This is a genomic window from Pseudoduganella plicata (assembly GCF_004421005.1).
In the GTDB taxonomy this organism is placed as follows: domain Bacteria; phylum Pseudomonadota; class Gammaproteobacteria; order Burkholderiales; family Burkholderiaceae_D; genus Rugamonas; species Rugamonas plicata.
Genome location: NZ_CP038026.1, coordinates 2,747,490 through 2,773,592, shown reverse-complemented (window position 1 = coordinate 2,773,592; position 26,103 = coordinate 2,747,490). Strand labels below are relative to the sequence as shown.

24 protein-coding genes are annotated in these 26,103 nt (G+C 63.0%); 11 read left to right on the top strand and 13 right to left on the bottom strand.

The features are described 5' to 3' along the window. Positions 1–14: 14 nt before the first annotated feature. From waaC to E1742_RS12025, 5 genes are all read left to right on the top strand, one after another. Positions 15–998: a lipopolysaccharide heptosyltransferase I gene (gene waaC / locus E1742_RS12045; protein WP_134385095.1), complete on the top strand. Its 984-nt coding sequence runs from the start codon at positions 15–17 to the stop codon at positions 996–998. Next, positions 998–2,278, top strand: a complete 1,281-nt coding sequence (gene waaA, locus E1742_RS12040; protein WP_134388140.1) for a lipid IV(A) 3-deoxy-D-manno-octulosonic acid transferase — start codon at positions 998–1,000, stop codon at positions 2,276–2,278. The genes waaC and waaA overlap by 1 nt, the downstream gene beginning before the upstream one ends. A 110-nt stretch (positions 2,279–2,388) precedes the next feature. Next, positions 2,389–3,243 (top strand): small ribosomal subunit Rsm22 family protein, encoded by an 855-nt coding sequence (locus E1742_RS12035; protein ID WP_134385094.1) that lies wholly within the window; start codon positions 2,389–2,391, stop codon positions 3,241–3,243. After that, on the top strand, positions 3,240–4,328 hold the full coding sequence (locus E1742_RS12030) for an ATP-binding protein (protein ID WP_134385093.1): 1,089 nt from the start codon (positions 3,240–3,242) through the stop codon (positions 4,326–4,328). The genes E1742_RS12035 and E1742_RS12030 overlap by 4 nt, the downstream gene beginning before the upstream one ends. Positions 4,329–4,555: 227 nt before the next feature. After that, the gene (locus E1742_RS12025) at positions 4,556–6,529 is read left to right on the top strand and encodes an alpha-ketoglutarate-dependent dioxygenase AlkB (RefSeq protein ID WP_166793467.1); all 1,974 of its coding nucleotides are present in this window, start codon (positions 4,556–4,558) and stop codon (positions 6,527–6,529) included. Positions 6,530–6,761: 232 nt separating this feature from the next. Here E1742_RS12025 and E1742_RS26750 read toward each other — a convergent pair whose 3' ends face one another. The 7 genes from E1742_RS26750 to E1742_RS11990 all read right to left on the bottom strand — a co-directional run bounded on the left by E1742_RS26750 (position 6,762) and on the right by E1742_RS11990 (position 14,663). Next, positions 6,762–7,808, bottom strand: coding sequence for a M48 family metallopeptidase (locus E1742_RS26750; RefSeq protein ID WP_229466744.1), 1,047 nt, complete (start codon positions 7,806–7,808; stop codon positions 6,762–6,764). After that, positions 7,754–8,494 (bottom strand): lysophospholipid acyltransferase family protein, encoded by a 741-nt coding sequence (locus E1742_RS12015; protein WP_134385091.1) that lies wholly within the window; start codon positions 8,492–8,494, stop codon positions 7,754–7,756. Before E1742_RS12015 ends, E1742_RS26750 begins: the two co-directional genes overlap by 55 nt. A gap of 17 nt (positions 8,495–8,511) precedes the next feature. Beyond that, a complete protein-coding gene (gene gmhB / locus E1742_RS12010) occupies positions 8,512–9,093 on the bottom strand; it encodes a D-glycero-beta-D-manno-heptose 1,7-bisphosphate 7-phosphatase (RefSeq protein ID WP_134385090.1) in 582 nt (193 codons plus the stop codon). Between the two features lie 13 nt (positions 9,094–9,106). Further along, entirely contained in the window at positions 9,107–11,209 is a 2,103-nt protein-coding gene (gene glyS / locus E1742_RS12005) for a glycine--tRNA ligase subunit beta (protein ID WP_134385089.1), read from the bottom strand. Between the two features lie 8 nt (positions 11,210–11,217). Next, positions 11,218–12,126 (bottom strand): glycine--tRNA ligase subunit alpha, encoded by a 909-nt coding sequence (gene glyQ, locus E1742_RS12000; RefSeq protein WP_134385088.1) that lies wholly within the window; start codon positions 12,124–12,126, stop codon positions 11,218–11,220. Positions 12,127–12,234: 108 nt separating this feature from the next. Then, positions 12,235–13,785 (bottom strand): apolipoprotein N-acyltransferase, encoded by a 1,551-nt coding sequence (lnt, locus tag E1742_RS11995; RefSeq protein ID WP_134385087.1) that lies wholly within the window; start codon positions 13,783–13,785, stop codon positions 12,235–12,237. Further along, positions 13,785–14,663, bottom strand: a complete 879-nt coding sequence (locus E1742_RS11990) for a CorC family transporter (RefSeq protein WP_134385086.1) — start codon at positions 14,661–14,663, stop codon at positions 13,785–13,787. The genes lnt and E1742_RS11990 overlap by 1 nt, the downstream gene beginning before the upstream one ends. A gap of 141 nt (positions 14,664–14,804) precedes the next feature. On the opposite strand from E1742_RS11990, the gene E1742_RS11985 reads away from it, so the two are divergent. Next, entirely contained in the window at positions 14,805–15,827 is a 1,023-nt protein-coding gene (locus E1742_RS11985) for a transporter (protein WP_134385085.1), read from the top strand. Positions 15,828–15,886: 59 nt separating this feature from the next. Here E1742_RS11985 and ybeY read toward each other — a convergent pair whose 3' ends face one another. Genes ybeY through E1742_RS11965 form a run of 4 tightly spaced genes read right to left on the bottom strand, consistent with a single transcriptional unit; the run spans position 15,887 to position 20,295 of the window. Further along, on the bottom strand, positions 15,887–16,357 hold the full coding sequence (gene ybeY / locus E1742_RS11980; RefSeq protein ID WP_134385084.1) for an rRNA maturation RNase YbeY: 471 nt from the start codon (positions 16,355–16,357) through the stop codon (positions 15,887–15,889). Further along, complete coding sequence (locus E1742_RS11975) at positions 16,341–17,399, bottom strand: PhoH family protein (RefSeq protein WP_134385083.1); 1,059 nt, start codon at positions 17,397–17,399, stop codon at positions 16,341–16,343. The genes ybeY and E1742_RS11975 overlap by 17 nt, the downstream gene beginning before the upstream one ends. Beyond that, on the bottom strand, positions 17,396–18,754 hold the full coding sequence (gene miaB / locus E1742_RS11970; protein ID WP_134385082.1) for a tRNA (N6-isopentenyl adenosine(37)-C2)-methylthiotransferase MiaB: 1,359 nt from the start codon (positions 18,752–18,754) through the stop codon (positions 17,396–17,398). The genes E1742_RS11975 and miaB overlap by 4 nt, the downstream gene beginning before the upstream one ends. A 59-nt stretch (positions 18,755–18,813) precedes the next feature. Further along, positions 18,814–20,295: an acyltransferase family protein gene (locus E1742_RS11965; RefSeq protein WP_134385081.1), complete on the bottom strand. Its 1,482-nt coding sequence runs from the start codon at positions 20,293–20,295 to the stop codon at positions 18,814–18,816. A 636-nt stretch (positions 20,296–20,931) separates the two neighbouring features. On the opposite strand from E1742_RS11965, the gene E1742_RS11960 reads away from it, so the two are divergent. Next, complete coding sequence (locus E1742_RS11960; protein WP_134385080.1) at positions 20,932–21,303, top strand: hypothetical protein; 372 nt, start codon at positions 20,932–20,934, stop codon at positions 21,301–21,303. 34 nt (positions 21,304–21,337) lie between these two features. On the opposite strand, the gene E1742_RS11955 is transcribed toward E1742_RS11960, so the two are convergent. Together E1742_RS11955 and E1742_RS26150 are read right to left on the bottom strand one after the other, a co-directional pair. After that, entirely contained in the window at positions 21,338–22,183 is an 846-nt protein-coding gene (locus E1742_RS11955) for an HDOD domain-containing protein (RefSeq protein WP_134385079.1), read from the bottom strand. Then, a complete protein-coding gene (locus tag E1742_RS26150) occupies positions 22,180–22,353 on the bottom strand; it encodes a hypothetical protein (RefSeq protein ID WP_166793466.1) in 174 nt (57 codons plus the stop codon). Before E1742_RS26150 ends, E1742_RS11955 begins: the two co-directional genes overlap by 4 nt. A 133-nt stretch (positions 22,354–22,486) precedes the next feature. Here E1742_RS26150 and E1742_RS11950 point away from each other — a divergent pair, with 133 nt between their 5' ends. The 4 genes from E1742_RS11950 to E1742_RS11935 all read left to right on the top strand — a co-directional run bounded on the left by E1742_RS11950 (position 22,487) and on the right by E1742_RS11935 (position 26,087). After that, the gene (locus E1742_RS11950) at positions 22,487–24,049 is read left to right on the top strand and encodes a sensor histidine kinase (RefSeq protein WP_134385078.1); all 1,563 of its coding nucleotides are present in this window, start codon (positions 22,487–22,489) and stop codon (positions 24,047–24,049) included. 60 nt (positions 24,050–24,109) lie between these two features. Beyond that, a complete protein-coding gene (locus E1742_RS11945; RefSeq protein ID WP_134385077.1) occupies positions 24,110–24,661 on the top strand; it encodes a DUF1697 domain-containing protein in 552 nt (183 codons plus the stop codon). A 17-nt stretch (positions 24,662–24,678) separates the two neighbouring features. After that, entirely contained in the window at positions 24,679–25,071 is a 393-nt protein-coding gene (locus E1742_RS11940) for a DUF3224 domain-containing protein (protein WP_134385076.1), read from the top strand. 182 nt (positions 25,072–25,253) lie between these two features. Continuing rightward, complete coding sequence (locus tag E1742_RS11935) at positions 25,254–26,087, top strand: ChaN family lipoprotein (RefSeq protein ID WP_134385075.1); 834 nt, start codon at positions 25,254–25,256, stop codon at positions 26,085–26,087. The last annotated feature ends 16 nt before the right edge of the window (positions 26,088–26,103 follow it).

Here is a 26,103-nt window from a genome sequence, read left to right as displayed (position 1 = left end):
CTGCAGCGGTTCGGATGAATATCCTGCTGGTGCGCGTCTCCTCGCTGGGAGACGTGCTGCATAACATGCCGATCGTGGCGGACATCCGTCGCCACTTTCCCAACGCGCAGATCGACTGGGTGGTGGAGGAGGGCTACGTGAGCCTCGTCCGCCTGAATCCCATGGTGCGCAACATCATTCCGTTCGCCTTGCGGCGCTGGCGCAAGAAGCTGTCGGACAAATCGGTGCGCGGCGAAATCGGGCAGTTCTTCCGCACCTTGCGCGAAGTCGAATACGACTACGTGTTCGACACGCAGGGCCTCCTGAAGACTGGCGTCATCATGGGCGCCGCCCGGGTCGTGCGCGGCGGCCAGAAGGTCGGTCTGGCCAACGGCAGCGAGGGTTCCGGCTACGAAGGCATCTCGCGCATCTTCCATTCCAAAAGCATTCCGCTCGATCCGCGCACGCATGCCGTCGCGCGAGGACGCCTGGTCGTTGCCGCCGCGCTGGGTTACCGGGTCGATACGCCGGCTAACTTCGGCCTGCCCGACGTAGCGCCCGACGCCGCCAGGCCGGCGTGGATGCCGGCCGAACCCTACGTCGTCTACTTCCACGGCACGGCGCGCGACGCCAAGAAATGGGCCCCCGCCAACTGGATCGAACTGGGTCAGGCGCTGGCCTTGATGCCCATCCTGCTGCCATGGGGCTCGCCGAAAGAAAAGGCCGAAGCCGAAACGCTCGCGGCGGCACTGCCGAACGCGCGCGTGCTGCCGCAACTGTCGATGGCCGATGCCGTGCTGCTGGCGCGCCATGCCGCGCTGGCCGTCGGCGTCGACACGGGACTGACGCACATCGCCGCCGCCTTCAGCCGGCCGGTGGTGGAAATCTACTGCGATTCGCCGCGCTGGAAGACGGAAGGCAACTGGTCGCCGAAGATCGTCAATCTGGGCGACCGGGGCGCACCGCCTGCGGCGGCCGAGGTGATCGCCGCGGCCAAGAGCCTGCTCGCGCCGCGATGATCCGCCACGTCTACACGCTGGTCTGGTGGCTGGCGCTGCCGCTGGTGCTGTTGCGCCTGTGGCTGCGCGGCCGCAAGGAGCCGGGTTATCGCCGCCACTGGAACGAGCGGCTGGGCATTTACGGCCGGCGCGCCGCCAACGACGAGCCGCTGACGATCTGGGTGCACGCCGTCTCGGTTGGCGAAACGCGTGCGGCCGAGCCGCTCGTCGACGCACTGCTGAAACAGTATCCGCGCGGACGCATCGTGCTGACGCACATGACGCCCACGGGCCGTGCCACCGGCAAGAGCCTGTTCGCGAAGCACGGCGCCCGGCTCGTGCAATCCTATCTGCCGTACGACATGCCGGGATTGGTACGCCGCTTCATCCGTCATTTCGAACCGCGCCTTTGCATCCTGATGGAGACGGAAGTGTGGCCGAACCTGATCGCAGGCTGCGCGCGCGCGCGCGTGCCGGTGGTGCTGGCCAATGCGCGCCTGTCGGATCGCTCGCTGCGCAAGGCGCAAAAGCTGGGGAAGGTGATGCGCGACGCGGCCGCCGAGATATCGCTGGTGGCCGCGCAGACGGAAGACGATGCCGCGCGCGTGCGTTCGCTCGGCGCGGCCAACGTGGCCGTCACCGGCTCCATCAAGTTCGACGTGGTGGTGCCGCCGGCAATGGTCGCCACTGGCATGCACCTGCGCGAATGGTTTGGCCGGCAGCGGCCCGTGCTGCTGTGCGCCAGCACGCGCGAGGGCGAGGAGGAACTGATCCTTGATGCGTTCAAGGCTGCCCGAGCGACACTGCCACCCGCTACGCTGCTGCTGATCGTGCCGCGCCACCCCCAGCGCTTCGATGCCGTCGAGTCGATGGTCCGTGAGCGGTCACTGTCGGTGCGCAGGCGCTCGCAGCTCGCCGAAGGCGTGGATGCGGACACCAGCGTTGTGCTGGGTGACTCGATGGGCGAAATGTTCGCCTATTATGCTGCCTGCGACGTCGCCTTCATCGGCGGCAGCCTGCAGCCGCTGGGCGGCCAGAACCTGATCGAAGCGGCAGCGCTGGGCAAGCCCGTCCTGATCGGCCAGCACACGTTCAACTTTGCCCAGGTGACGGAAGACGCGCTCGCCGCCGGCGGCGCCATGCGCGTGGCCGATGCGGCCGACCTGATGATGCAGGCGGGCCAGCTGCTGGCCAACGACACGGCGCGCGCGGCAATGGGCCGCCATGCGCTGGCCTTCGCCAATCTGCACCGGGGCGCCACCGCCCGTACCATCGCGCTGCTGCCGCCGTTGGCGGATTGAGGCTGCGTACTACCGGCGTGGCCCTACTACATTAGACGGTAGCGTTCGCTATCGCAGAATTGATCTGGCTCAATGTTTGGCTTCGGCACTAAGAAAATTCCCAACGTACCATGGGTTTTTTTACCGGGAAAAATCTTATGTGGCCGGACTGGCTTTCCTCCCTCTACAGCGAGTACATTGTCGATGAAATTGACCGCGACGACCGCTCTGTCGGCGGGACTTACCTCGGTTGGCCGAAAGACCGGATCTTTACGGATGTGCTCGAGGGGGGGCGCGCTGATTTCGCCGCCAGTCATGGCACACTAAGCTCGGACGACAGGGCTCTCCTTTATGCGCGCTACAACCAGCCGCGTCATCTCGATGAGTTGATCGAGGCATTTACGACGATGCAATCGGGGGACAAAAGCAGGCTTGACCGCTGCACGATCCTCGACCTCGGGTGCGGACCATTCACCGGAGGGCTGGCATTTGCCGCTGCACTCGGTGCGGATTGTTCGTTCCGTTATTACGGCGTCGATCGGGCGCTATCCATGCTTACGCTCGGGAAAAAGCTGTACTGTGCTGCGCAGCAATCGAATGCATTTCACGAGGAGACGCGCTGTGAGTTTCTTGCTGGACTCGAGCAGATACAGCATGAGCGCAAGCATGGCCGTTTGACGATTGTGATTGCGTCGTATTTACTGGCCAGCGAATCATTCAAAGCTGTAGATACCGTTGCGCAACTGGCCCGAACTCTGACTGATATTGGGCCTGGAGCGGTAGTCGTGCTGTACACGAATAGTGTCCTGCCCGTTCGAAACATGAAGTTCCCGGAATTTTCCGACGCACTCATCAAGACAGGGTTTCGCCACAGGGCGGGCGGGGAAGGCATCGTGTACGGTGGTGTCAAGAATCCGGCCCCGTTACGCTATGAGCTGTTCTATCGGCCCGAAATCGCAGAAATTTCGCTGGAGTCCAAGTCATGATGAATTTACCGAAACTGGACGATTTGATCGACGAACAGATGACGGCCTTCGAACAGCCGTTTGACCAGCACATGTTTGTGGTTGGTCCTCCAGGCTCAGGCAAAACCGCGCTCGCGGTACTGCGAGCGCGGCAGGCCAGCAATGAGGGAAAACGTGTCGTCCTGGTAACGAAGAATCGGATGCTCGCGGCGCTGGCGAAACAACAGCTCGAAGGCATACGATGTGTAACGATGAATGCGTATGTCTCGACGGAGTATATGCGGCTCGACCGCGGTTATATACCCGAACTAAGGCGTTACGTGTACGATTGGGATCGCGTGTGCGCCGACTTTGCCGAGGATGGTGCGAAGGCCCCCTGTGATCACCTGATCGTCGATGAGGGGCAAAATCTTCCTGCCGGCTTCTTTCGATGGGCGATTGCCTTCGGTGGGGGCTTTCTCACCGTTTTCGCTGACGAGAACCAGACGACCAATGATGAGCACGCGTCATTGAGCGATATCCGAGCAGCAGGGTTGCCAGCGCCGATCAGGTTGACGCGAAATCATCGCAATACGCCCGAGATAGCTCGTGTAGCAGAGCACTTTCACCGCGCCGAGCATGCGATTCCCGCGATTGCCGTACGCCCGCGTAGTGGCGACATTCCTGAACTGATTGCTGTCGCAGACTGGGATGCGCTGGCGACGCGTATTGCGTACAGATTTCAAAACCAGGCAGGCTCCATCGGTGTGATTGTCGGACGAAAAGATGACACGGACGTCTTGCGGGCAAATCTTCTGGCGCTATTGCCGGGAGGACGAGTTGACGCATACACTAGCAACAGTGAACCCGGCCAGGAGGATGCCATACTCACATATGAACCAGGCATCACGGTGTTGACCGACAAGGCCGTCATTGGACTCGAATTCGATGCCGTATTTCTGCAGGGTGTCCAGGATGCCTTACCCTGTAGAACGCTGGCACAGTTCCGGCAGATGTACATGCTATGTGCCCGAGCCAAGCATATGCTGACAGTCGTAAATGGTGTAACGCCACTGTCGAAGGCACAGATCGACGCGCTGCCTCCTCCAAATCTGCTGACCCGATGACGAGCTCGCTAAACTCCATAAACGCACCACCCTTGGTTGATGAGCTGGCATTCGGAGAGAGGCAATCGCAGAACCAGGCAGTTCAGCTGGCAATCGTGTGTGACCATCGCAGGTGGCTTCAGCTGCTAGCGGATGAGTGGTGGGTACCGGCGACGGAAGAAAGTGGCTTCTGGCTCGGGATCAACCAGCCTTACAAGGTGGAATGTGGCGACAGGATTCCAGTCGTAATGTGGATTGATTCCAGACGCCTGCCTGACTTTGAAGTACCAATCAACTGCGATGATGAATGGCGTTCGGGCATGCTCGCAGAAGCGAGCCTGCGCGACGAAGGCGTGTATTGGGCTGCGCCGATTCCTTTGACCGCCATTGCGGAGTTTTCGGTTGCAACAGAAGCGGAAAGGACCCGGCTTGCCGCGATGAGTAAAGGCTTCGCGAACCTCGCCGATTTCGACCAGCCGCTTATTGTGAAACACGTGGCTTTTCGCGAAACGTCGGCACGGCATCCAGGTGTCAACGCATTGCGCCCGCCTGCGGTATGGAACGCACTGCGCGGCGCCGCGGCAATGGCCGTATGGAGCGTGCCGTCCACGCCACCCTGGTTGAGTACCCTCTGTCGAGCTTTCGCAAGCAGACGGATCCTCGAGAGTAATGCTGCTTGCGCATGGTGGAACGAGCCACCTTGGGTAGAAGCCGGGGCCCGGACAGAGACCGATTCCAGGGACCTGGCGCTATGGCGGGCGATGATCGACACGTTCACAGTGCATCGTATCAGGGAGGGGTGGAACCGCCGCGACTTGCTTGGCGAAATCATCGGTAAGGCTGCTGCCGAGTTTGGAGGCCGGGAGCTATTTGCCGCACTGGAGGAAGACACTGCATTGTTGCTTGGCGACCAAAAAGTTATTGATATCGCCGACGGCGATCGGGACCCGCTCGGAATGGCGCTGCAATTAGTCCTGCTGCGGCCAACGGCCGATCGGTTTGAAACGTGGAAGACAGATCTGCCAGGAATGCAGCCAGCCGTGTGGATGACTGCGGCAGCACTGGCAGGCCTGATTACCGGATATCGTGATCTTGAACCCAGGTTTACCGGATTGCCCGAAGGAAGGTATTGGCTGGCGCTTCGGACCTGGCGGATGCAGTCGTCGTCTCAACCTGCGCTGGTATGGCCTTGGTATGATGATGAGGATCCAGTATGGAGCGCAGAAGATGCATCCCTGAGTATTCGCGCAGGCGGCACCCTTCTGGCGCAGCGCAGGCAAAACAGCCGTGGCCGTTGGTATCTCAGCGACCTGAAGGATCGGCACGTACGCGACGCTGCGCTTGCGCTGGTGCAGGCCCGACAACCCTCGTTAGCGCATCCTGTTATCCGCATCGCCGACGGAGCCCTGAGCTGGTCTGGCGAAGGCAGTGTACGCATTTCCAACCGCCGCATCGTTGTCAAGGGGGCGATCACACTAGCCTTATCGGATTCACTGACGCTGAATCACGATATCGATGAGGAAGGCTTCAAGCACTGGATATCGCATGCTTCTATCGCGAAGCAACTGCCAGACCCACCCCAGCCGCAGACGCTAGCGCCGATGTCGCAACGGATCATGGCACCCAGACAGGCCTCATTGTTGGCCGAACATGAGGATTCCAATGTGCCCGGGCTTCTCTGCGTGCCTGAATTTATTACCGCCGACGAGGAGCGCCAGCTGATAGAGGCCGTGGATCGCGCGGTGTGGCTCGACGACTTGTCCCGCCGTGTGCAGCATTATGGTTGGCGCTACGATTATAAAGCCCGCAAGTTGAGCCCTGGCGGATACCTTGGGCCATTACCAGCTTGGGCGATGCCGCTGGCTACACGCTTGGTCGCAGCTGGATTAACGGAAGAAATGCCGGATCAAGTCATTGTTAACGAGTACATCGGGAAGCAAGGCATTGCCGCGCATGTCGATTGTGAGTCCTGCTTCCGCGGCGCGATTGTGACCATAAGCCTCCTTGAATCATGGGAGATGATCTTCAGCCACCGCGTGAGTAAGAATAAGACATCGGTAGTGCTGGAAAGAGGCAGCGCTATCGTTATGCAGGGGGAGGCTCGCCACGAGTGGACCCATGAAATCCGAAAACGTTTGAATGAAAAGTGGGGCAAGCGCGGCCGGCGGGTGTCTTTGACATTTCGCAAGGCGAATATCGCCGGGGTTAGCGAGAAGAGCTAGCGTCCGCACCGACATCGGCTCCATGTCCACGGTAAGTGGCCTTGGAGAACGGCGCAGAAACCGCACTTGGGAGCATTGTCGCGTGTCCAGACGTACCACCCTAAACGCTCATTTTGATGAGTGCCGGAAGGCTCCCCACCGATGATGGTATCGGGCAGACCTTCGTCCACGCCCGCGATGCCACTGTACCGTTCTCTCGCAACGATTCTCCTTTTGTTTCGGCTTCCCCGGGTTACGTCCACAATGGCGTCAACTCCTGCGAACGGCGCCGCAGCAATTGTTTGGCTTCCTCGTACTGCGGGTAGACGCGCCCGACATGGGCCCAGAAGCGGGGGCTGTGGTTCATTTCGTGGATGTGCGCCAGCTCGTGCGCGACCACGTAATCGATCAGGGGCAGCGAGAATTGCAGCAGCTTCCAGTTCAGGCGAATGGCGCGCTGCACGGTACAGGAGCCCCAACGCGTATCCGCCGAGGACAGCGAGAACGCCGAATACTGCACCCCCACGCGCGGAGCATACAGGTCCAGGCGTTGCTGGAACAGTCCCTCGGCCTGCTGCTTGTACCAGTTCCTGGCGCGCTCCTTGACCAGCTGCTCGGTGGCGCCGGACACCAGGCCCATCGACAGTTCCTGTGTGGCCGGATTGAACTCGGTGCGGTTGCGCGGCGCAACGTACAGCCGCAGCGTGATTTCGCCGCCCAGGTAGGGCAGTTTCGCGCCGTCCTTCCATTCCACTGGCGGCTTTTCCAGCCGCGCGGCGCGGCGCTGGCGGCGCTCGTCCAGCTTCGTCATGATCCAGTTGCGCTTGGCGTGGATCGCGTTTTCGATGTCGGCGATCGTGCAGCGCCTGGGGGCCGTGATGCGCAGGCCATCGTCGTCGATCATGAAGCCGATCGAGTTGCGGGTCGAGCGGCGCAGCGTGTACTCGAGGACGAATTCGCCCACCAGCGTCTGGCGCTTGTCCAGGCCGGGAACCGGCGTGACGACGGGGTCGGGACGGCGCAGCGGCACCGGTGGGCGCAGCAGATTCACGGTGGCGGGAGCGGGAACGGGGAACGACGAAGGAACGGTGGGAGAGGGTACGGCGGAAGGCGAAGCGGCACTGACGGAAGAAGCGGCGGACGATGGCGCCGCCGGAGTGACGCCACCTGCAAACAGGTCGAGCCGCGGGGCGCCTGGCTGTTCGCCGTCACCCTGCGCCGCCGACCTGTTCGTGGCCAGTTCGTCTAGCCAGCGTTGTAGGCGTGGGGCGAAATGACGCGCATTTCTGATTCTATCCACTGTTCCACCTGTTCCATCATGCCATCGGGCGTCTGCCCTTCCGACGGAATCGGCTTACCGACCGACACCGTGATCTTGCCCGGATATTTGATAAACGAATTCTTTGGCCAGCACTCGCCCGAGTTCACGGCGATCGGTACGACCGGTACTTTGGTCTCGATCGCGAGGCGCGTGCCGCCGCTCTTGTACTTGCCGGCCTGGCCGACGGGGATGCGTGTCCCTTCAGGGAACATGATAATCCATTGGCCGTCTTTCAGGCGGCGTTTGCCATGCGCCACCACCATTCTGAACGCATTCTTGCCCTGTTTGCGGTCAATGGGGATCATCCGCAACAGCGCGATGCCCCAGCCGAAGAAGGGGATGTACAGGATCTCCTTCTTGAACACGAACACGAGGGGTCGCGGCAGGTTCGCCAGCAGAAAGATCGTCTCCCATGCCGACTGGTGTTTCGACAGCACGATCGCCGGCGAATCGGGGAAATTCTCGTAACCCTTGAACTCGTAACGGATGCCGCAGATGACCTTCGCGCACCAGATGATGAACACGTTCCAGCGCGACGTGACGTAATAGCGTTTGTTGTATGGCAGCGGCGCGGCCAGCATGCAGACGAAGCACCAGATCACGGTGGCAATCGCCATCACGACCGCAAACAACAGGGAACGCAAAAACAGTACGGCTTTACGCAACGCGACTCTCCAGAATATCAGTTGACCGCTGCGGTGGGCGCGGCGGATTGTTTCAGTATGTGCTGCACGGTGGCGGCCAGGTCGGGGAACGACAGCGTCCCCGGTGGCAGGCCGCCCGTGACGTGCGTCTTCTCGCCCTTGCCCGTCATGACGAGGAACGGCACGCACCCGCTGATGAAGCCTGCCTGCAGGTCGCGCAGCGAATCGCCCACCGTCGGCACGCCTTTCAGGCTGACTTGATAGCGCTTCGAGATCTCCGCGAACATGCCCGGCTTGGGCTTGCGGCAGTCACAGTTGTCCGCCGCCGCGTGCGGGCAGAAGAACACGGCTTCGATCTCAGCCCCGACCTGCAGCGCCAGCCGGTGCATCTTGGCATGGATCGCGTTCAGGGTCGTGATGTCGAAGAACTGGCGCGCGATGCCGGACTGGTTCGACGCAACCACCACGCGATACCCCGCCTGGTTCAGGCGCGCGATCGCTTCCAGCGAACCGGGGATGGGAATCCACTCGTCGGGCGACTTGATGAAGTCCGGCGAATCGTGGTTGATCACGCCATCCCGGTCCAGGATGATCAGCTTCGGGTGCGGCGGCTGGGGCATCGGGTCGTGACCTTTACGCTGCCAGTTTCGAGATGTCCGCGACGCGGTTCATCATGCCGTGCAACGAAGACAACAGGGCCAGGCGATTATTGCGCAGCCCGATGTCTTCGGCCATCACCATCACGTCGTTGAAGAACGCGTCGACGTCGTCGCGCAGCTGCGCCAGCGTCTTCAGGGTGCCGGTGAAGTCGCCGGCGGCAAACGCGGCATCGACCTGCGGCTGCACGCGCGTGACGGCGGCGGCCAGGTTCTTCTCGGCCGTGTCCTGCAGCAGGGCAGGGTTGACGGTGCCGGCTTGCGCCAGCGCTTCCTCGTTCTTTTTCAGGATGTTGGTGATGCGCTTGTTGGCCGCGGCCAGCGAGCTCGATTCCGGCAGCGCGGCAAACGCCTGCACCGCTTCCAGGCGCTGCACGATGTCGTCCAGCCGGTCCGGATTCTGCGCCACGACCGCTTCGATCTCGTTCGGCGTAAAGCCCTTTTCGCGCAGGATGCCGCGCAGGCGGTCCATCATGAACGTGGTGACGTCGGCGCGCGGGTCGACAAAGCCTGGCCGGCCCGTGAACGACGATACGGCATCTTCCAGCAGTTTACTGAGCGCCACGGGAAGGCGTTTCTCGATCATCATGCGCAGCACGCCGAGGGCGTGGCGGCGCAGCGCGAACGGGTCCTTGTCGCCGGTGGGCTGCAGGCCGATCGACCAGATGCCGACCAGCGTTTCCAGCTTGTCGGCCAGCGCGACGACGGTGCCCGACGCCGTCGTGGGCAGCGCATCGCCGGCAAAGCGCGGCTGGTAGTGCTCGGAAATCGCCAGCGCGACTTCCTCCTCTTCCTTGTCGTGGCGCGCGTAGTACGTGCCCATGATGCCCTGCAGTTCCGGGAACTCACCCACCATGTCGGTCAGCAGGTCGGCCTTTGCCAGCAGCGCCGCGCGTTCGGCCAGCGTCTGATCGGCGCCGATGCGTTCGGCGATATTGCCGGCCAGCGCCATCACGCGATCGGTGCGCTCGTACTGCGTGCCCAGTTTGTTATGGTAGACAACGTTGCGCAGCTGGTCGATCCGCGATGCCAGCGTCTTCTTCTTGTCCTGCTCGAAGAAGAACTTGGCATCCGACAGGCGCGGGCGCACCACGCGCTCGTTGCCGCCGATGATGGCCTGCGGCGTGTCGGTGGCGATGTTCGAGACGATCAGGAAGCGCGAGCGCAGCTTGCCGTCCGTGTCCGTCAGCGCGAAGTATTTCTGGTTCGTCTGCATCGTCAGGATCAGGCATTCCTGCGGCACGGCCAGGAATTCCTCCTCAAAACGGCATTCGTAGACAACGGGCCATTCGACCAGCGACGTCACTTCTTCCAGCAGCGCTTCGGGCATCAGGACCTGGTCGGCGCCGGCTTTTTCCAGCAGCGCCGTGCGGATCTGCTCCTTGCGCGCGTCGAACGACGGGATCACCTTGGCCTGTTCGATCAGCGTGGTGGCATACGCGTCGGCATGCGGCACCGTCACGGCGCGCTGGCCAGGTGCGGTCAGGAAGCGGTGACCGTCGGTGACGTTGGCCGCCGTCAGGCCCAGCAAGGTCAGTGGCAGCACCTTGTCGCCGTACAGCGCGATCAGGCTGTGGGCGGGACGCACGAACTGCACGGTGGCGCCGTCGGGACGCTGGTAGCTCATCACCTTAGGGATCGGCAGCTTGGCGACCGATTCCTCCAGCGCCGTTTGCAGGCCCGTTTGCAGCGGCGAGCCCGGTGCGGTGTACGTGTAGAAGAAGCTTTCCGCCTTGCCGTCCTGGGCGCGTTCCAGGTCGGCCACCTGCAGGTCGGGGAAGCCAAGCGCGGCCAGCTTTTTCGCCAGCGGCGCGGTCGGGTTGCCTTCCTTGTCCAGCGCCACCGTCACGGGCAGCACTTTTTCGCGGATCGACTTGTCCGGCGAGACGTCGCGCACGTTGGTGATCGACACCGCCAGGCGGCGTGGGGTAGCGTACGTGGTGGCGACGCTGTCGTCGGCGAGGAAATCGCGCGATTTCAGGCCACCCACGATGCCGGCGGCAAAGGCGGTGCCCAGTTTGGACAGGGCCTTCGGCGGCAGTTCTTCGGTCAGCAGTTCAATCAGGAGAGTCTGGGTCATGGCGGTATTCATTCTGCGGTGGCGCTGCCCAGCATCGGGAAGCCAAGGCGTTCGCGGGAATCGTAGTAGGCTTGGGCGACGAGGCGCGACAGCGTGCGCACGCGGCCGATGTAGGCGGCGCGCTCCGTGACGGAGATGGCACCGCGCGCGTCCAGCATGTTGAAGCTGTGCGACGCTTTCATGATCTGCTCATAGGCCGGCAGCGTCAGCTGCAGTTCAACGAGGCGCTTCGCTTCCGCTTCATGGTTCGAGAACTGCGCGAACAGCAGTTCCGTATTCGCGTGCTCGAAGTTGTACGTCGACTGCTCCACTTCGTTCTGGTGGAACACGTCGCCGTACTTCAGCGTTTTCTTCGTGCCGTTCTCTTCCCACTCGGTCCATACGAGGTCATACACGTTCTCGACGCCCTGCAGGTACATGGCCAGGCGCTCGATGCCGTAGGTGATCTCGCCCAGCACGGGCTTGCAATCGAGGCCGCCCACTTGCTGGAAGTAGGTGAACTGCGTGACTTCCATGCCGTTCAGCCAGACTTCCCAGCCGAGGCCCCAGGCGCCCAGGGTCGGGCTTTCCCAGTCGTCTTCGACGAAGCGCACGTCATTCTGCTTCAGGTCCAGGCCCAGGGCGGCCAGTGAACCGAGGTACAGGTCGAGGATGTTTTCCGGCGCGGGTTTCAGCACGACCTGATATTGATAGTAATGCTGCAGGCGGTTCGGGTTCTCGCCATAGCGGCCATCCTTCGGACGGCGCGACGGCTGCACGTAGGCGGCGCGCCAGGGCTCCGGGCCGATCGCGCGCAGGAACGTACCGGTGTGGAAGGTGCCCGCGCCGACTTCCATGTCGTATGGCTGGAGCAGGGCGCAACCCTGCTTGTCCCAGTAGGATTGCAAGGTCAGGATAATTTGTTGAAATGTGAGCATCGTATTTGGTCGGTGACGGGGCGAAGCGAGCGAATCGGTAGCTGAATGCTAAAACGGCCCATTTTAGCGGTTTTTATAACAGTCTAGTAGAGCGATGCCGGCGGGCGTTTACGCGGCGCCGGTCGTCTTCCTGCGCGAAGTCAGCCAGGCTGCCAGGATCGCCAGTGCAGCCAGCGCCAGGATGAGGCGATTCCGGACCAGGATGTACGGGGTGTTCCCCGTCATCCCCTGCACTTTGGCCGACAGCACGCCCGGCTGGTACCAGGGCAGGCTGGCCTGCACGACGCCGCGGTGGTCGATGACGGCGGTGGCGCCGGAGTTTGTCGCCATCAGCATCGGCCGGCCCGTCTCCAGGGTACGCATCTGCGAGATCTGCAGGTGCTGCGGGATCGCGACCGATTCGCCGTACCACGCCAGTTCGGACACGTTCAGCAGCACCGTCGCATGCGAGCCGTTGGCCAGCTGCGCGGCGATTTCCTCGCCGAAGTTGTTCTCATAGCAGATGTCCGGCAGCACGCGCTGGTCGCGCACGGAAAAGGCCGGCTGCTGCAGCATGCCGCGGGTCTGGTCGCCCAGCGGAATCGACATCAGGTCCGTGAACCAGCGGAAGCCCGGCGGAATGAATTCGCCGAACGGCACCAGGTGATGCTTGTCGTAGCGGTATGGCTTGCCGCCCGTGGGCGCCAGGCCCATGACGCTGTTGGCATAGCGCGTCGGGCTGTCGGCCATCGGCATGCCCAGCACCACCGCGCTGCCGGTCTTGCGGGCAAAGCTGCCGTAGCGGTCCAGGTAACCGGCCGGCAGGTGCTGCGGGAACAGCGGAATGCCCGTCTCCGGAATGGCGATCAGGTCGGCCGGTTCGGCCAGCACGGCCTCCTGGTAGTACTGCAGCGTACGCGGCAACTGCTCCTGCTCGAATTTCTTCGACAGCGGGATATTGCCCTGGATGAGACGGACCGACAGCTCGCTGCCGACCGGCTGCGTCCAGCGCACGAAGCCCAGCCCGAAGCCGGCGGCCCAGATGGCGCAGAGCAGGCCGAGCGCCATCCAGCGGCTGCGGTGCATCAGCAGCAGCAACGCGCCCGCCGTGACGGCGACGAGCCAGCCGATGCCGAACACGCCCAGCACGGGCGCGTAGCCGGCCAGCGGCGAGACATTGTGCGCATAGCCGGCCGACGCCCACGGGAAACCCGTGAACAGCCAGCCGCGCGACCATTCGCTGACGGCCCACAACGCGGGGAAGACCAGCAGATTGGCGGCGGGCAGCGGCAGCGCCCATTTCTTGCGCAGCCAGCCGGCCAGCCACATGGCCGCGCCGCAGTGGGCGCCCATGTAGACGGCCAGCAGCGCGATGGCGATCCACGCCAGCGGGGCCGGCAGGCCGCCAAAGCGCGAGATGGCGATCGTCAGCCAATGTACGCCGGCCAGGCACCAGCCGAAGCCGAAGGCCCAGCCAACCAGTGCGCCCGCCTTGACGGTGGGCGCGCGCATGACCTGGTAGAACAGGATGGCGAGCGTGAACAGTTGCAGCGGCCACCAGCCGAATGGTGCGAACGAGAAGACGCTCACCGCGCCCGCAAGGGCGGCGATGATCATGCGGCTACGGGTGGAACGCGGTGGAGCGGACGGCTCGCCCGGGCGGGCGCGGCGCAGGCGCATCAGTCCTGCTCGTCGACGGCGGGTGGCAGCTTCTCGACCGTCAGCACGTGGATCTGGCGGGCATCGGCACGCAGCACTTCGAAGCGCAGGTTGTCGATGTCGAACACGTCGCCCTTGTGGGGCATGCGCGCCAGGTGCTTGGCCACGAGGCCGCCGATGGTGTCGACGTCCTCATCGGACAGGTCGACGTCGAGTTCCTCGTTGAACTGGCTGATCTCCGTCAGCGCTTTCACGCGCCAACGCGGGCCCAGCTGGCCTTCCTTGATCGAGATGATGTTGTCTTCTTCCTCATCGAAGTCGTATTCGTCCTCGATGTCGCCGACGATCTGCTCCAGCACGTCCTCGATGGTGATAAGGCCGGCCACGCCGCTGTATTCATCGACGACGATGGCCATGTGATTGTGGTTGGCGCGGAAGTCGCGCAGCAGCACGTTCAGGCGCTTCGATTCGGGGATGAAGATCGCCGGGCGCAGCATGTCGCGCACGTCGAACGATTCTTCCGCGTAGTAGCGCAGCAGGTCCTTTGCCAGCAGGATGCCGACAACCTTGTCGCGTTCGCCCTCGATGGCGGGGAAGCGCGAGTGGGCCGTTTCCAGCACCAGCGGCATCCATTCGTCGATGGGCTTGGAGATGTCGATGACGTCCATCTGCGAGCGCGGGACCATGATGTCGCGCGCCGACAGGTCCGAAACCTGGAACACGCCTTCGATCATCGACAGGGCGTCGGCATCGATCAGGTTGCGTTCATGGGCTTCGTGCAGAATTTCGAGAAGCTCCGAGCGGTTCTCGGGTTCAGGGGAAATCAGGGCGGTGAGTCGCTCGAGGAGCGATCGATGTGGTTTAGCGTCATTCCTGACGCTACTAGAGTGCTCTTGCATAGTAGGCGTGAGCCATTGTTTCGAAGGGATACAGGATACACCAAACGCGAGGGGCGAGCTGTTTTTATCAAAAAAGCACCGCCTGCAATCATGCTGTCATATTCGGACCGTATGCTGCCCGCCTGGGAGGCGGAACAGGCAATGAACAGTTTGAGTGCGGTGGCATACGGATCGGACCAGTGCGGGCTGGTGTGCGGTTACCTGTTCGGCCGCGCGTCGCAGCCGCTGGTCATCGGTGCGGGCGACGCGGCCGCCTGGCTGCGTCAGCGTGCCGGCCACCCCGACGAATTTGTCTGGCTGCATTTCAACCTGGCCAACACCGTCAGCGAAAAATGGCTGCGCGAGCATGCGGCGCTGGAAGACGAGTTCTACGACTGCCTGCACGCCGGCTCGCGCTCGACGCGCATCGAGCGGGCCGGCGACACGCTCGTTGCCGTCGTCAACGACGTGCTGCGCGACTTTTCGTTCGAGCCTTCGGATATCTCCAGCCTGTTTTTATCCGTCGAGCGCCAGGTCGTCATCAGCGCGCGGCGCAGTCCCCTGCAATCGGTCGAGCGCCTGCGCCAGGCGGTGCTGAAGGGCGAGGAAATGGATTCGTCGCTGGCGCTGCTGACGCACCTGCTGCGCGACCAGGCCGATGTGCTGACGCGTATCGTGCGCGACGCCACGGGACGCGTGGATGGCATCGAGGACAACCTGCTGTCCGGCCAGCTGAAGTTCAAGCGCGCCGACCTGGGCGCGCTGCGCCGCGTGCTCGTCCGCCTGCAGCGTCTCCTCGCGCCGGAACCGGCAGCGCTGTTCCGCCTGCTGCAACGGCCACCCGGCTGGGTGCGCGATACGGACCGGCAGGAGCTGCGCGAGGCGAGCGAGGAGTTTGCCGTCGCACTGAACGACATTTCGTCGCTGCAGGAACGCATCAAGCTGTTGCAGGAAGAGATCGCCGCGCTCGTCAACGAAGCCAACAACCGCAGCCTGTACGTGCTGACGATCGTCACGGTATTGGCGCTGCCCATCAATATCATTGCGGGCCTTCTAGGCATGAACGTGGGCGGCGTGCCGCTGGCCAATGACGGCGCGGGCTTCTGGATCATCGCCGGGATCGTGGCCGTATTCACGGCCGTGGCGGGGTGGGTGGTGGTGCGCAAGCGGCGCGAGCTGGAGTAAAAAAAACCGGTGACAGGCTCCATTTATTAAATGGAGCCTGTCACCGGTTTATTCCAACGTTATTTCTCCGCCGCGTAAGGATCGGCGTAGCCCAGCTCGGCCAGAATTTCCGTCTCCAGCGACTCCATCTCGTCCGCTTCCTCGTCGTCCTCGTGGTCGTAACCCTGCGCATGCAGGACGCCATGCACGATCAGGTGCGCCGTATGTTCTTCCACGGACTTGTTCTGCTCGGCTGCCTCGCGCTGCAGCACGTCGGTGCACAGGATGATGTCGGCGCGCGTAGGATCGTCTTCCGCGATTTCCTCGCCTTCGTTGTACGCAAACGTCAGCACGTTGGTGGCGTAATCCTTGCCGCGGTACTCGCGGTTCAGGCTCTGGCCCTCGACCGCGTCGACGAAACGGATCGTCAGTTCGGCCGGGGCGAGCAGGGCCGCCTTGACCCATTTGCGGATGGCCGGGCGGGTGATGCTTTCCTGCAGGCGGGTGTCGGCATACTGCACCGACAGGGTCAGCTTATTTTTTTCGGACATTACGGGCAGGCGCTTTGACGGGTTTCAGCAAGGGGGTGATGTCGGCCGTGCTATGGTGCGCGGCGTCGTAGGCATCGACGATGCGCCCCACCAGCGGGTGGCGCACGACGTCCTCGCTGGAGAACTGCGAGAACGCGATGCCGCGCACGTCGCGCAGCACCTGCACGGCGTCGATCAGGCCGCTCTTCTGGTGCTTGGCGAGATCGACCTGCGTGACGTCGCCGGTCACCACGGCCTTGCTGCCGAAGCCGATGCGCGTCAGGAACATCTTCATCTGTTCGACGGTCGTGTTCTGCGCCTCGTCCAGGATGACAAAGGCATGATTGAGCGTGCGCCCGCGCATATAGGCCAGCGGTGCGATCTCGATGACCTGCTTCTCGAACATCTTCATCGTGCGGTCAAAGCCCAGCAGGTCGTACAGCGCGTCGTACAGCGGACGCAGGTAAGGGTCGACCTTCTGCGCCAGGTCGCCCGGCAGGAAGCCCAGGCGCTCGCCCGCCTCCACGGCGGGGCGCGTCAGGATGATGCGCTTGACGGCATCGCGCTCGAGCGCATCGACGGCGCAGGCAACGGCAAGATACGTCTTGCCGGTACCGGCGGGGCCGATGCCGAAACTGATGTCGTGTTCGAGGATATTGCGCAGGTAGCGGATCTGGTGCGGCGTGCGGCCGCGCAGGTCGCTGCGGCGCGTCTTCAGCACGGGGCTGGCGATGTCCGGATCGTTGAACGGCGGCTCCTCCTCGCTGGCGCCATCGTCGGCGGGAGCGGCGCTGGTGCGCTGCTCGACGAGGCCCAGCTGCACCTCCTCGACCGGCACGGCCTTGTCGGCCACCGCATAGAATTTTTCCAGGATCTGGACGGCGCGCTCGGCGTTCGTGCCGCTGACGATGAACCGCTCGCCACGCCGGAAGATAGTGACATCGAGCGCTGCCGAGATCTGGCGCAGGTTTTCGTCAAGCGGACCGCACAGATTGGCCAGGCGCGTGTTGTCGATCGGCTCCGGCGTGAAGTAATGAGGTTGAACTGGCGTTTTCGTTTTCAATGGTTCAGCGATTCCAGGGTGGTGGCGACGAGTTCGCCGCGCAGGGAATAGGACAGGCTTTCGGTAATACGTATGTCGACCATCTTGCCATGGAACCGCTCCGGCGCGTCGCCACCGTCGAACAGCACCGTCCGGGTATTGCCGGCCCGGCCCGTCAGCTCGCGGCCGCCGTTTTTGGACGGGCCTTCGACCAGCACCTGCATCGTGCGGCCGACCATCTGCTCGCTGTGGCGGCGTGTGTTGGCGTCGATCAGCGCCTGCAGCCGTTGCAGCCGTGCCAGCTTGACCTCATGCGGCGTGTCGTCCGCCAGGCCGGCGGCCGGCGTGCCCGGGCGCTTGCTGAAGATAAAGCTGAAGCTGTTGTCGAAATCGACGTCCTGCACCAGCTTCATCATGGCTTCGAAATCGTCGTCGGTTTCGCCGGGGAAGCCGACAATGAAATCCGAGGCAATCGTGATATGGGGCCGCACCGCCTTGACCTTGCGGATGATGGACTTGTATTCCAGCGCCGTATAGCCGCGCTTCATCGCGCCCAGCACCTTGTCCGATCCGTGCTGGGCCGGCAGGTACAGGTGGTCCGCCAGCTGCGGGATGCGCGCATAGCAGTCGACGAGGCGCTGCGTGAACTCCTTCGGGTGGCTGGTGACGAAACGGATGCGCTCGATGCCGGGCACGGCGGCCACGTATTCGATCAGCAGCGCGAAGTCGGCCAGGCCGCCATCGGCCATTTCGCCGCGGAACGCGTTGACGTTCTGTCCCAGCAGCATGACTTCCTTGACGCCTTGCGCGGCCAGGCCCGCCACTTCCGTCAGCACGTCCTCGAAACGGCGCGACACTTCCTCGCCGCGCGTGTACGGCACCACGCAGTAGCTGCAATATTTGCTGCAGCCTTCCATGATGGAGACATAGGCGAATGCCCCTTCTACCCGGGCCGGTGGCAGGTGATCGAACTTTTCGATTTCGGGGAACGTGATGTCCACCTGCGGCTTGCCACTGTGGCGGCGCAGCTCGATCATCTTCGGCAGGCGGTGCAAGGTCTGCGGGCCGAACACCATGTCCACGTGCGGCGCACGCTTGACGATGGCGTCGCCTTCCTGCGAGGCAACGCAGCCGCCCACGCCGATCAGCAGATCGGGATTGGCCTGCTTCAGTTTCTTGAACGTGCCCAGGTCCGAGAACACCTTTTCCTGTGCCTTTTCGCGCACGGAACAGGTGTTAAGGAGAATGACATCCGCGTCTTCCGGGGACTCCGTGCGCACCAGCCCATCCGTGGCGCCCAGCAGGTCGGCCATCTTGTCGGAGTCGTACTCGTTCATCTGGCAACCGAAGGTCTTGATAAATACTTTTTTCTGCATCCACGGAGTTTACCGTACTTCGACGCCCCTGGCTGCATCGGCGCCAGGCGCCGACGTAATCAGTTCGTGCCGTTGCGGGTTTCGCTGGCGGCCGGCGGGGCCGGCTTGCGCGTGCCCCAGCGGTTGCGGATCTTCACCTGCAGCGGCGCGACGAGGCGTTCCTGGACAAAAATGCACAACAGGATCAACCCCACCAGATAGACGGAGAAGAATCCAATCGACCGTTCCACATGGCGCCCGGCGGCAATGATGGACGAGATGCGCCAGTCCGGGCTGTGAAGGGCGCCCATCACCAGCTGTTCGATGGGCTGAAACAGCTGGAACGTGGGGCCGTGCAGCAGGAAGATCGGCAGGGACGCCGCGCCGAGGCGTTCGCCCCAGTGGCGGATGCTCGCATTATGGGTCGGCTTCATGCAGACGCACAGCCAGATCGTTGCCAGCGCGGCAGGGAAGTACATGCCGTTCTTGATCAGGTGCATGCGGTTTTCCTCATGCTGCATCCAGACGCCGATAACGACGGTGACCAGCACGACGGTGCCCATGACGGCAATCTGGCGCAGCCCGCCCAGCGCCTTGCTGTGCGAGAAATGCACGCACAGAACCATCCCGGCCAGGAATAGCGGAAAGCGCACGATGGGGTTGCGGTGCAGCAGGCCGTCGGTAACGACGTCCGTAAGGCCCAGCAGGTCCGCAATCAGGCCGGGAATGGAAAAGACGATGCCCAGGGCAACCAGCGCCAGCAGCGTTTTCTTCATGCGGTAGATCTTGGGCGCAAGCGCCGGGAACAGCAGGTAGTAGCATCCCAGCGCCGACAACGACCACGACGGGTAGTTGAACGACATGTAGAAGGGATTCCAGGCATTGAGCAGCAGGATGTTCATGATCAAGCCCGCCACCAGCTCGCCGTGGCCCAGCATCCGCTTTGCCGTTCCCGACACCTCCATCGGCACCGACACGCCGCCCTTGGACGCGATAACAAGAGCAATCGGCAGCAGCGACAGCAGCAGACCTGCGATGTGCAGCGGATACAGGTTGGAAAAACGGGCGATCATGAAATTGCGCCGGTCCACCGGGCGGCCGTTTTTCTGTACCACATAGGCGTAAGTCAGCAGGAAGCCGGACAGCACGAAAAACACACTCGTCGCCATATTGCCCAGACCGAGCACGGCCTCATACCAGGTACCATTCAGCGACCCATAGTTCTTCAGCGTATGAAACAGGACAATATACACAGCCAGCAGAAAGCGCAGCCAGTTCAGCGCGGAGAAGCCCTTTTTCCGCGGGATGAACTCTTCTTTTTCAGTGGAGACCAGTTCAGGCGCGAGCTTTTCGATTTTCATTTGTGCGGGGACTTCCAGACGGTTATTGGCGCAATGGTTCCGCGCCTGATTTGGCGAAGCGTTTTTCGGTCGGCGACCTGGCCGGGCCGGTACGGGATCGCGGACCATCCGTTGAGTAATGCCATGGCGCGAAGGGATCGTGACATGCTGGTTGGGCCGCCGTAGGGATAATGGTTCGCCTGGTAATTCGCCTGGGCACATCAAGCAATGAGCAGGGCCTGGCTCAGGCCTCTGTCGGCACGATAGTGCTGAGCTCTGCAAGGCTGCTGCGTTTCGGCAGTACGGAATCGAAGTTGCCTGAAGGCGCCAGTCCGCGAATTGTTAAAATTTTATCACCACCCGCCGAGAAACGCCAAGCACAACTGCCCCGTGGCCGGCGAGGCCGTTGCGAATCGTTCGCCCTCCCCGTCGGCGCACCGTGCCGTTCTAGCTGCTCAGCTATTAGCAGGCTTCATCTCGGCCGACGTGCCGGCCTCTTCGATGCCGGCGGATGATATCGCTATCTCGACAACACTGTGCCGCGACCTCGACAGTGTTGTAACAATTTCCTGTAAGTTCTTTCGTGCGCCACTTGCGGATTGCGTGTGGTGAAATAGCATTGTTGTAAGATTTTTTGCGAAAGATTGATTTCGATTAATCATCGCCTTGCATCGCTTGGCTGGAGCGGGCTTGTTTGGGCATAGAATTTTGCTGTATTTGCAATTTTCATCCCAGAGGTCGCCGGCCCTTGCGCCAGCAGTTCTGGCGTAACTCGTTCTGGAACTTATTTGGTTATACCAAGTCTTCCTTAAGTTCGGAGCAGCACCATTCAACCAACTACATAGACGAGGATCAATCATGGCACACCACGCTCTCGCATCCCAAGAAAGCTACAACCCGAACCATCTGCTGGACATCCTGCTCGGCAAGATGCAACTGAAAAACGATGCTGCACTGTCGCGCCTGCTGGAAGTCGCGCCACCTGTCATCAGCAAGATCCGCCACCACCGCCTGCCGGTTGGCGCTTCGCTGCTGATCCGCATGCATGAAGTCACCGGCATGAGCATCCGCGACCTGCGCGACCTGATGGGCGACCGTCGCACCAAATATCGTCTGTCCGACGCGCAAGGCCGCCCGAAGCCAGAAGACAAAGCGGCCCAGCAAGGCCAGCAGCCTGCACAACAGGCACCAAAAGCGGAAGGCGGCACCGGCGGCAACTACGCCCACTGATGAGTGCAGGGAGGGGAGCGACCCCTCCTGTTTTTTACGGCAGCAGTACCGCCGCGATCTCCTCATACTGCAGTTCCACCTCCCGGAACAGCCGATGACATGCAGCGTCATCGAGCCGCAGTCGATACCACGCAGCCTCCGATAGCGGCGGCACCAGTTCGTCGTCCACCTGCGCCAGGTCGAGCGCGTGGGCAATCGCGTCCGCCACGTGCACGATCGTCGCCAGGATGCTGGCACCGGCCTGTTCCGGCGTGTGGTGGCCGCCGATGGCAAGGCGCATCGTGTCGGAAAACCGCCAGTGTTCGGCCAGCGCCAGTCCTGCTTCGACATGGTCGATGTCCAGCACCGCCCGCTCCGCCTCCAGCAACGCGCTGTCGTGGCTTGCGCGCCATGCCAGCACCGCTTCGTAATGGCGCGGGAAACAGCTGACCAGCACGAGCCTGCCGATATCGTGCAACAGGCCGGCCGTGAACGCGTAGTCCTGATGAAACCGCATGTGACGTGCCAGCGCCTTGGCGCAGATGGCGCTGGCAATCGCGTGGCGCCAGAACGCTTCGTGGTTGAAGCCGGCGCAGCTGCGGCCGGCAAAACAGCGCGTGATGGCCACAGCCTTGATCAGGTTGCGTGTCGCCTGGAAACCGAGGTACGTGATGGCCTGCCGGACAGTGGTGATCTTTACCTGCAGGCCGTAGAGCGAAGAGTTCGCCAGGCGCAGCGCCTTCGCCGTCAGAGCGGGGTCATACGATACTTTCTGCGCCAGCACGGCCAGATCGATGTCGTCCTCGTCCACGCTGCGCAGCAGGTCCAGCACGGCGGCAGGCAACGCCGGCAGATCGTCCAGGCCGTGAACGATCTCGTCGTATGTCAATACGTGGGTCATGGCGGCTGCTCCTGCCCGGTACGGTAGCCCAGGACGAGCCGGTGCAGGCGCGCCTGGCCTGTGCCGGCAGTGCGGAACAGGCAATTCACGCGGAACCGCTGCAACACATCGTGACACACCTTGGCCGAAGAGACCTGCGCCAGCGCGTGGACTCGTGCGACTATCGTCATGATGGTCTCCTGTTGCGGGGATGGTAGCATCATCATCGCAGGATGGAAGCCGCGAACCTTGACAGTGCCGTTTGAATATATTGCCAATGTGCATCTATTAGCATACATTGAAGGCACTTTTCAGGAGATGCGGATGTTAGGAATCCAGGCACGGCTGACCTTGTTGTTCGTCGTGATCGTCACGGTCGTGCTGGGGATCTCCGGCAGTTACGCCCAGTACACGCTGGCGCAGGAGCTGGAGGTCAATAACCAGCGCCTCCGTGACGGCGTACTGACGCGGCTGCAGACAAGTCTGCCCTCCGCGCTGTGGGACCTGGACAAGACCAAGGTCGACAATATCGTCGCGGCCGAGATGTTGCCGCCCGAATTGGTTGCCATCCGCGTCTACGACACTTCCGTGGGACTGTTTGCCGGCAAACGGCGCAATGCCGACGGCACAGTCGCCAACGTGGACGGCAATGCCGACGTCGCCGGTACCCCCGTCGTGGCCGACCTTGCCTATCGCGAGACGGACCAGTCGGCACGGCCCGTCATCGTCGGGCGCGTCGTCGTCAACTTCAGCCGCGACCAGATCGAGGCGCGTCTGGCGGCCGAGATCCGCCGCCGGGTCAGCGAAGCGCTGCTGCTGGATCTGATTCTCGTGGTGGCGCTGGCGCTGTCGCTGCGCATCGTATTCGACCCGCTGAAGGGCTTGCGCGACGGTCTGTTCGAACTGGCCACGCGCGGCAGCGACGAGGTGGAGGAGCTGCCGGAAAAGCGCCGCGACGAACTGGGCGACGTGATCCGCGGATTCAACGCGATCCAGCGTCGCGTCAAGACGATCATCCTGCGCACGCGCGAAGCCGAGGACGCGGCCCGGCGCGCCGCGCAGGAGACGGCGCAGGCGCTGCACGACCTGCGCCAGGCCCAGGAGTCGCTGCTGCAGGCGGAGCGCCTGGCGTCGCTGGGCGCCCTCGTGGCCGGCGTGGCACACGAGATCAACACGCCGGTTGGCATCGCGCTGACCAGCGCCTCGGTATTGAAGGAGGCGACGGAGGAAATCCACGACGCCATCACGGCCGGTGCCGTCAAAAAATCCGAGATCCTGAAATATATTGGCACGGCGGGCGAAAGCGCGCGGCTGATCATGAACAACGCCTACCGGGCCGCGCACCTGATCCACAGCTTCAAGCAGATTGCCGTCGACCAGGTCAGCGAGGCGCGCCGCCGCTTCGAGCTGCGCGACTATATCGGCGAGGTCGTGTCGAGCCTGCAGCCGCGGCTGAAGAAAACCCGGCTGGACGTGACGATCGACTGCCCCGACAACGTGGTGCTCGACAGCTATCCCGGGGCGCTGGCGCAGGTCATCACGAACCTGACGCTGAACTGCGTCGACCACGCCTTTGCGCCAGAGCAGGAGGGCACGATCGCCATCCGCGTGCGGCCCGAAGGCGACTGGGTCGGCATGGAAGTGGCCGACAATGGCCGCGGCATCCCGGCCGATCTGCTGGACAAGGTGTTCGATCCCTTCGTCACCACGCGGCGCGGTCAGGGCGGCACGGGTCTCGGCCTGAACATCGTCTACAACCTGATCGTCAAGCAATTTGGCGGCACGATCGCCGTCAGCAGCGTGGAAGGGCAGGGCGCCACGTTCGCGCTGCGCATCCCTCGCGTGACGCCGGGCGACACATTGGCGGACCCGGCACCGGCCCCGTGAGCCGGGCGCCGGGCTCGGCCCGGCTGACGCATACTGCGTGCAAAATCGAGGAGACAGACAATGAGCACAACGCGGCAGATCGCGCTGCTGAGAGGAGTCAATGTGGGGCGCGCCAAGCGCATCGCCATGGCGGACCTGCGCAAGGTGCTGGCCGACCTGGGGTTTTCCGGTGTGCGCACGCTGCTCAACAGCGGCAACGTGGTGTTCGACAGCCCCGCCCGTGATGCGGGGCTGTCCGCCCGGCGCATCGAGGAGGCGCTGGTGCTGAAGCTGGGCGTCGGCTCGCGCGTCACCGTGCTCGATGCCGGGCGGCTGGACGAGGTGGTTCAGGACAATTGCCTGCGCGAGCAGGCCACCGACCCCTCCCGGCTGCTTGTCGCCATTCTCGCCGACCCGGCCGACCGCACCCGCCTCGAGCCGCTGTGCCATCAGCCGTGGCAGCCGGAAGGGTTTGCCGTCGGCCGCTGGGCCGGCTACCTGTGGTGCCCGGACGGCGTGCTGTCCAGCCGTGCCGCCGCCGCCATGGGCAAGCTGTTGGGCGATGCCGTCACGACGCGCAACTGGAGTACCATCACGAAACTGCACGCCCTCGCCAGGGAAGCGGGGGATTGATCACTTCGGGAGGACAGATGGGCACGGTCAGAGGAGAATTCGATGTGGCGATGGTGCCGCAGCCGGTCGCGGAGCTCAACAGCGACAGCGGCGTTGGCCGGATGACGCTGGACAAGCGCTACCAGGGCGCGCTGACGGCCACGGGACGCGGCGAGTTCCTGTCATACCACGGGGCGGTACCGACGTCCGCCGTCTATGTCGCCATCGAGAAGGTCGAGGGCACGCTGGACGGCCGCCACGGCAGCTTCGCGCTGCAGCACACGGGTGTCATGGGCGGCGACCACGCCGGGCTGCGCATCATCGTGGCGCCGGACTCCGGCACGGACGAACTGACGGGCCTGCGCGGCACGATGAACATCCGTATGGAGCAGGGCAAGCACTACTATGACTTCGACTACACCCTCGGGTGACAGTTGAACGGCCCACCCCGCTGACAACCCCGGTGCCAGGCACGAATGTTGTCAAAAGCTCGGCCGTTCAAGCCGCTACTGTCCAGCCCGTGACAACATTGGTGCCTGACCCCGATGTTGTCACGATCTCGGCGGTTGTTGGCGCTTGCGGTAGACTGAGGTTTTCCATCGGGCGAAGCTTTATGAAGTCGAAACTGTTACCGCTGCTGCTGGTCGGCGCGCTGCTGGCCGGTTGCGCCATCTATAAGAAGAACCCCCGCCAGGTGCCGGCAGCGTCCGGCGTTACCAAGGGTAACCCGCAGGTGCTGCTGCTGGGCGAGGTGCACGACAACCGCGCCGGCCACGTGCAACGCTACGAAGAGCTCCGTCAGCGGGTCGAGGCGGGATGGCGTCCCGTCATCGCGATGGAGCAGTTCGACCGCCAGGACCAGGACCTGCTGAATGCAGCGCAAAACGGTTGCATGGACGCCGGCTGCGTCATCCGCGTCATGGACCGCAAGGGCTGGGACTGGCAGCAGTATTACAACATCATTCAGCTGGCGCTGGACCATAAGCTGCCGATCGTTGCCGTCAACCTGTCGCGGGCGGATGCGTCGAAGGTCGTGCGCGACGGTATCGCTTCCAGCTTCGATGCGAAGACCATTGCCGAATACCGCCTGGGCGAGCCGGTCTCGGCGGACTGGCGCAAGGCGCAGGAGCGGGAAATCCAGGCGGGCCACTGCGATATGGTGCCAGCGATGATGCTGCCGGGGATGGTCAACGCGCAGATGGCGCGCGACGTCTGGATGGCAAAGCTGATCCGCGAGCAGCAGCCGCGCGACGTGGTGCTCATCGCCGGCAATGGCCACGTGCGCAAGGATATCGGCGTGCCGCGCTGGCTGACGACCTACGGTCCCAGGCTGACGATCGAGACGATCGGCTATGTCGAGGGTAAAGCGGCGCCGGGGCAGTTCGATGCGATGAAGGTGGTGCCGGCGGTGAAGCGCCCTGACCCGTGCGCCAAGTTCAAGAAGTAAAAACAGAAAACCGGTA

Bases quoted from the DNA above. Each gene is read 5' to 3' on its own strand.
- waaC (WP_134385095.1), top strand. From the start codon at position 15: ATGAATATCCTGCTGGTGCGCGTCTCCTCGCTGGGAGACGTGCTGCAT.
- E1742_RS12035 (WP_134385094.1), top strand. From the start codon at position 2,389: ATGGGTTTTTTTACCGGGAAAAATCTTATGTGGCCGGACTGGCTTTCC.
- E1742_RS12030 (WP_134385093.1), top strand. From the start codon at position 3,240: ATGATGAATTTACCGAAACTGGACGATTTGATCGACGAACAGATGACG.
- E1742_RS12025 (WP_166793467.1), top strand. From the start codon at position 4,556: ATGTGGATTGATTCCAGACGCCTGCCTGACTTTGAAGTACCAATCAAC.
- gmhB (WP_134385090.1), bottom strand. From the start codon at position 9,093: ATGCCCCAGCCGCCGCACCCGAAGCTGATCATCCTGGACCGGGATGGC.
- glyS (WP_134385089.1), bottom strand. From the start codon at position 11,209: ATGACCCAGACTCTCCTGATTGAACTGCTGACCGAAGAACTGCCGCCG.
- glyQ (WP_134385088.1), bottom strand. From the start codon at position 12,126: ATGCTCACATTTCAACAAATTATCCTGACCTTGCAATCCTACTGGGAC.
- lnt (WP_134385087.1), bottom strand. From the start codon at position 13,785: ATGCGCCTGCGCCGCGCCCGCCCGGGCGAGCCGTCCGCTCCACCGCGT.
- E1742_RS11990 (WP_134385086.1), bottom strand. From the start codon at position 14,663: ATGCAAGAGCACTCTAGTAGCGTCAGGAATGACGCTAAACCACATCGA.
- E1742_RS11985 (WP_134385085.1), top strand. From the start codon at position 14,805: ATGAACAGTTTGAGTGCGGTGGCATACGGATCGGACCAGTGCGGGCTG.
- ybeY (WP_134385084.1), bottom strand. From the start codon at position 16,357: ATGTCCGAAAAAAATAAGCTGACCCTGTCGGTGCAGTATGCCGACACC.
- miaB (WP_134385082.1), bottom strand. From the start codon at position 18,754: ATGCAGAAAAAAGTATTTATCAAGACCTTCGGTTGCCAGATGAACGAG.
- E1742_RS11965 (WP_134385081.1), bottom strand. From the start codon at position 20,295: ATGTGCCCAGGCGAATTACCAGGCGAACCATTATCCCTACGGCGGCCC.
- E1742_RS11960 (WP_134385080.1), top strand. From the start codon at position 20,932: ATGGCACACCACGCTCTCGCATCCCAAGAAAGCTACAACCCGAACCAT.
- E1742_RS11955 (WP_134385079.1), bottom strand. From the start codon at position 22,183: ATGACCCACGTATTGACATACGACGAGATCGTTCACGGCCTGGACGAT.
- E1742_RS26150 (WP_166793466.1), bottom strand. From the start codon at position 22,353: ATGACGATAGTCGCACGAGTCCACGCGCTGGCGCAGGTCTCTTCGGCC.
- E1742_RS11950 (WP_134385078.1), top strand. From the start codon at position 22,487: ATGTTAGGAATCCAGGCACGGCTGACCTTGTTGTTCGTCGTGATCGTC.
- E1742_RS11945 (WP_134385077.1), top strand. From the start codon at position 24,110: ATGAGCACAACGCGGCAGATCGCGCTGCTGAGAGGAGTCAATGTGGGG.
- E1742_RS11940 (WP_134385076.1), top strand. From the start codon at position 24,679: ATGGGCACGGTCAGAGGAGAATTCGATGTGGCGATGGTGCCGCAGCCG.
- E1742_RS11935 (WP_134385075.1), top strand. From the start codon at position 25,254: ATGAAGTCGAAACTGTTACCGCTGCTGCTGGTCGGCGCGCTGCTGGCC.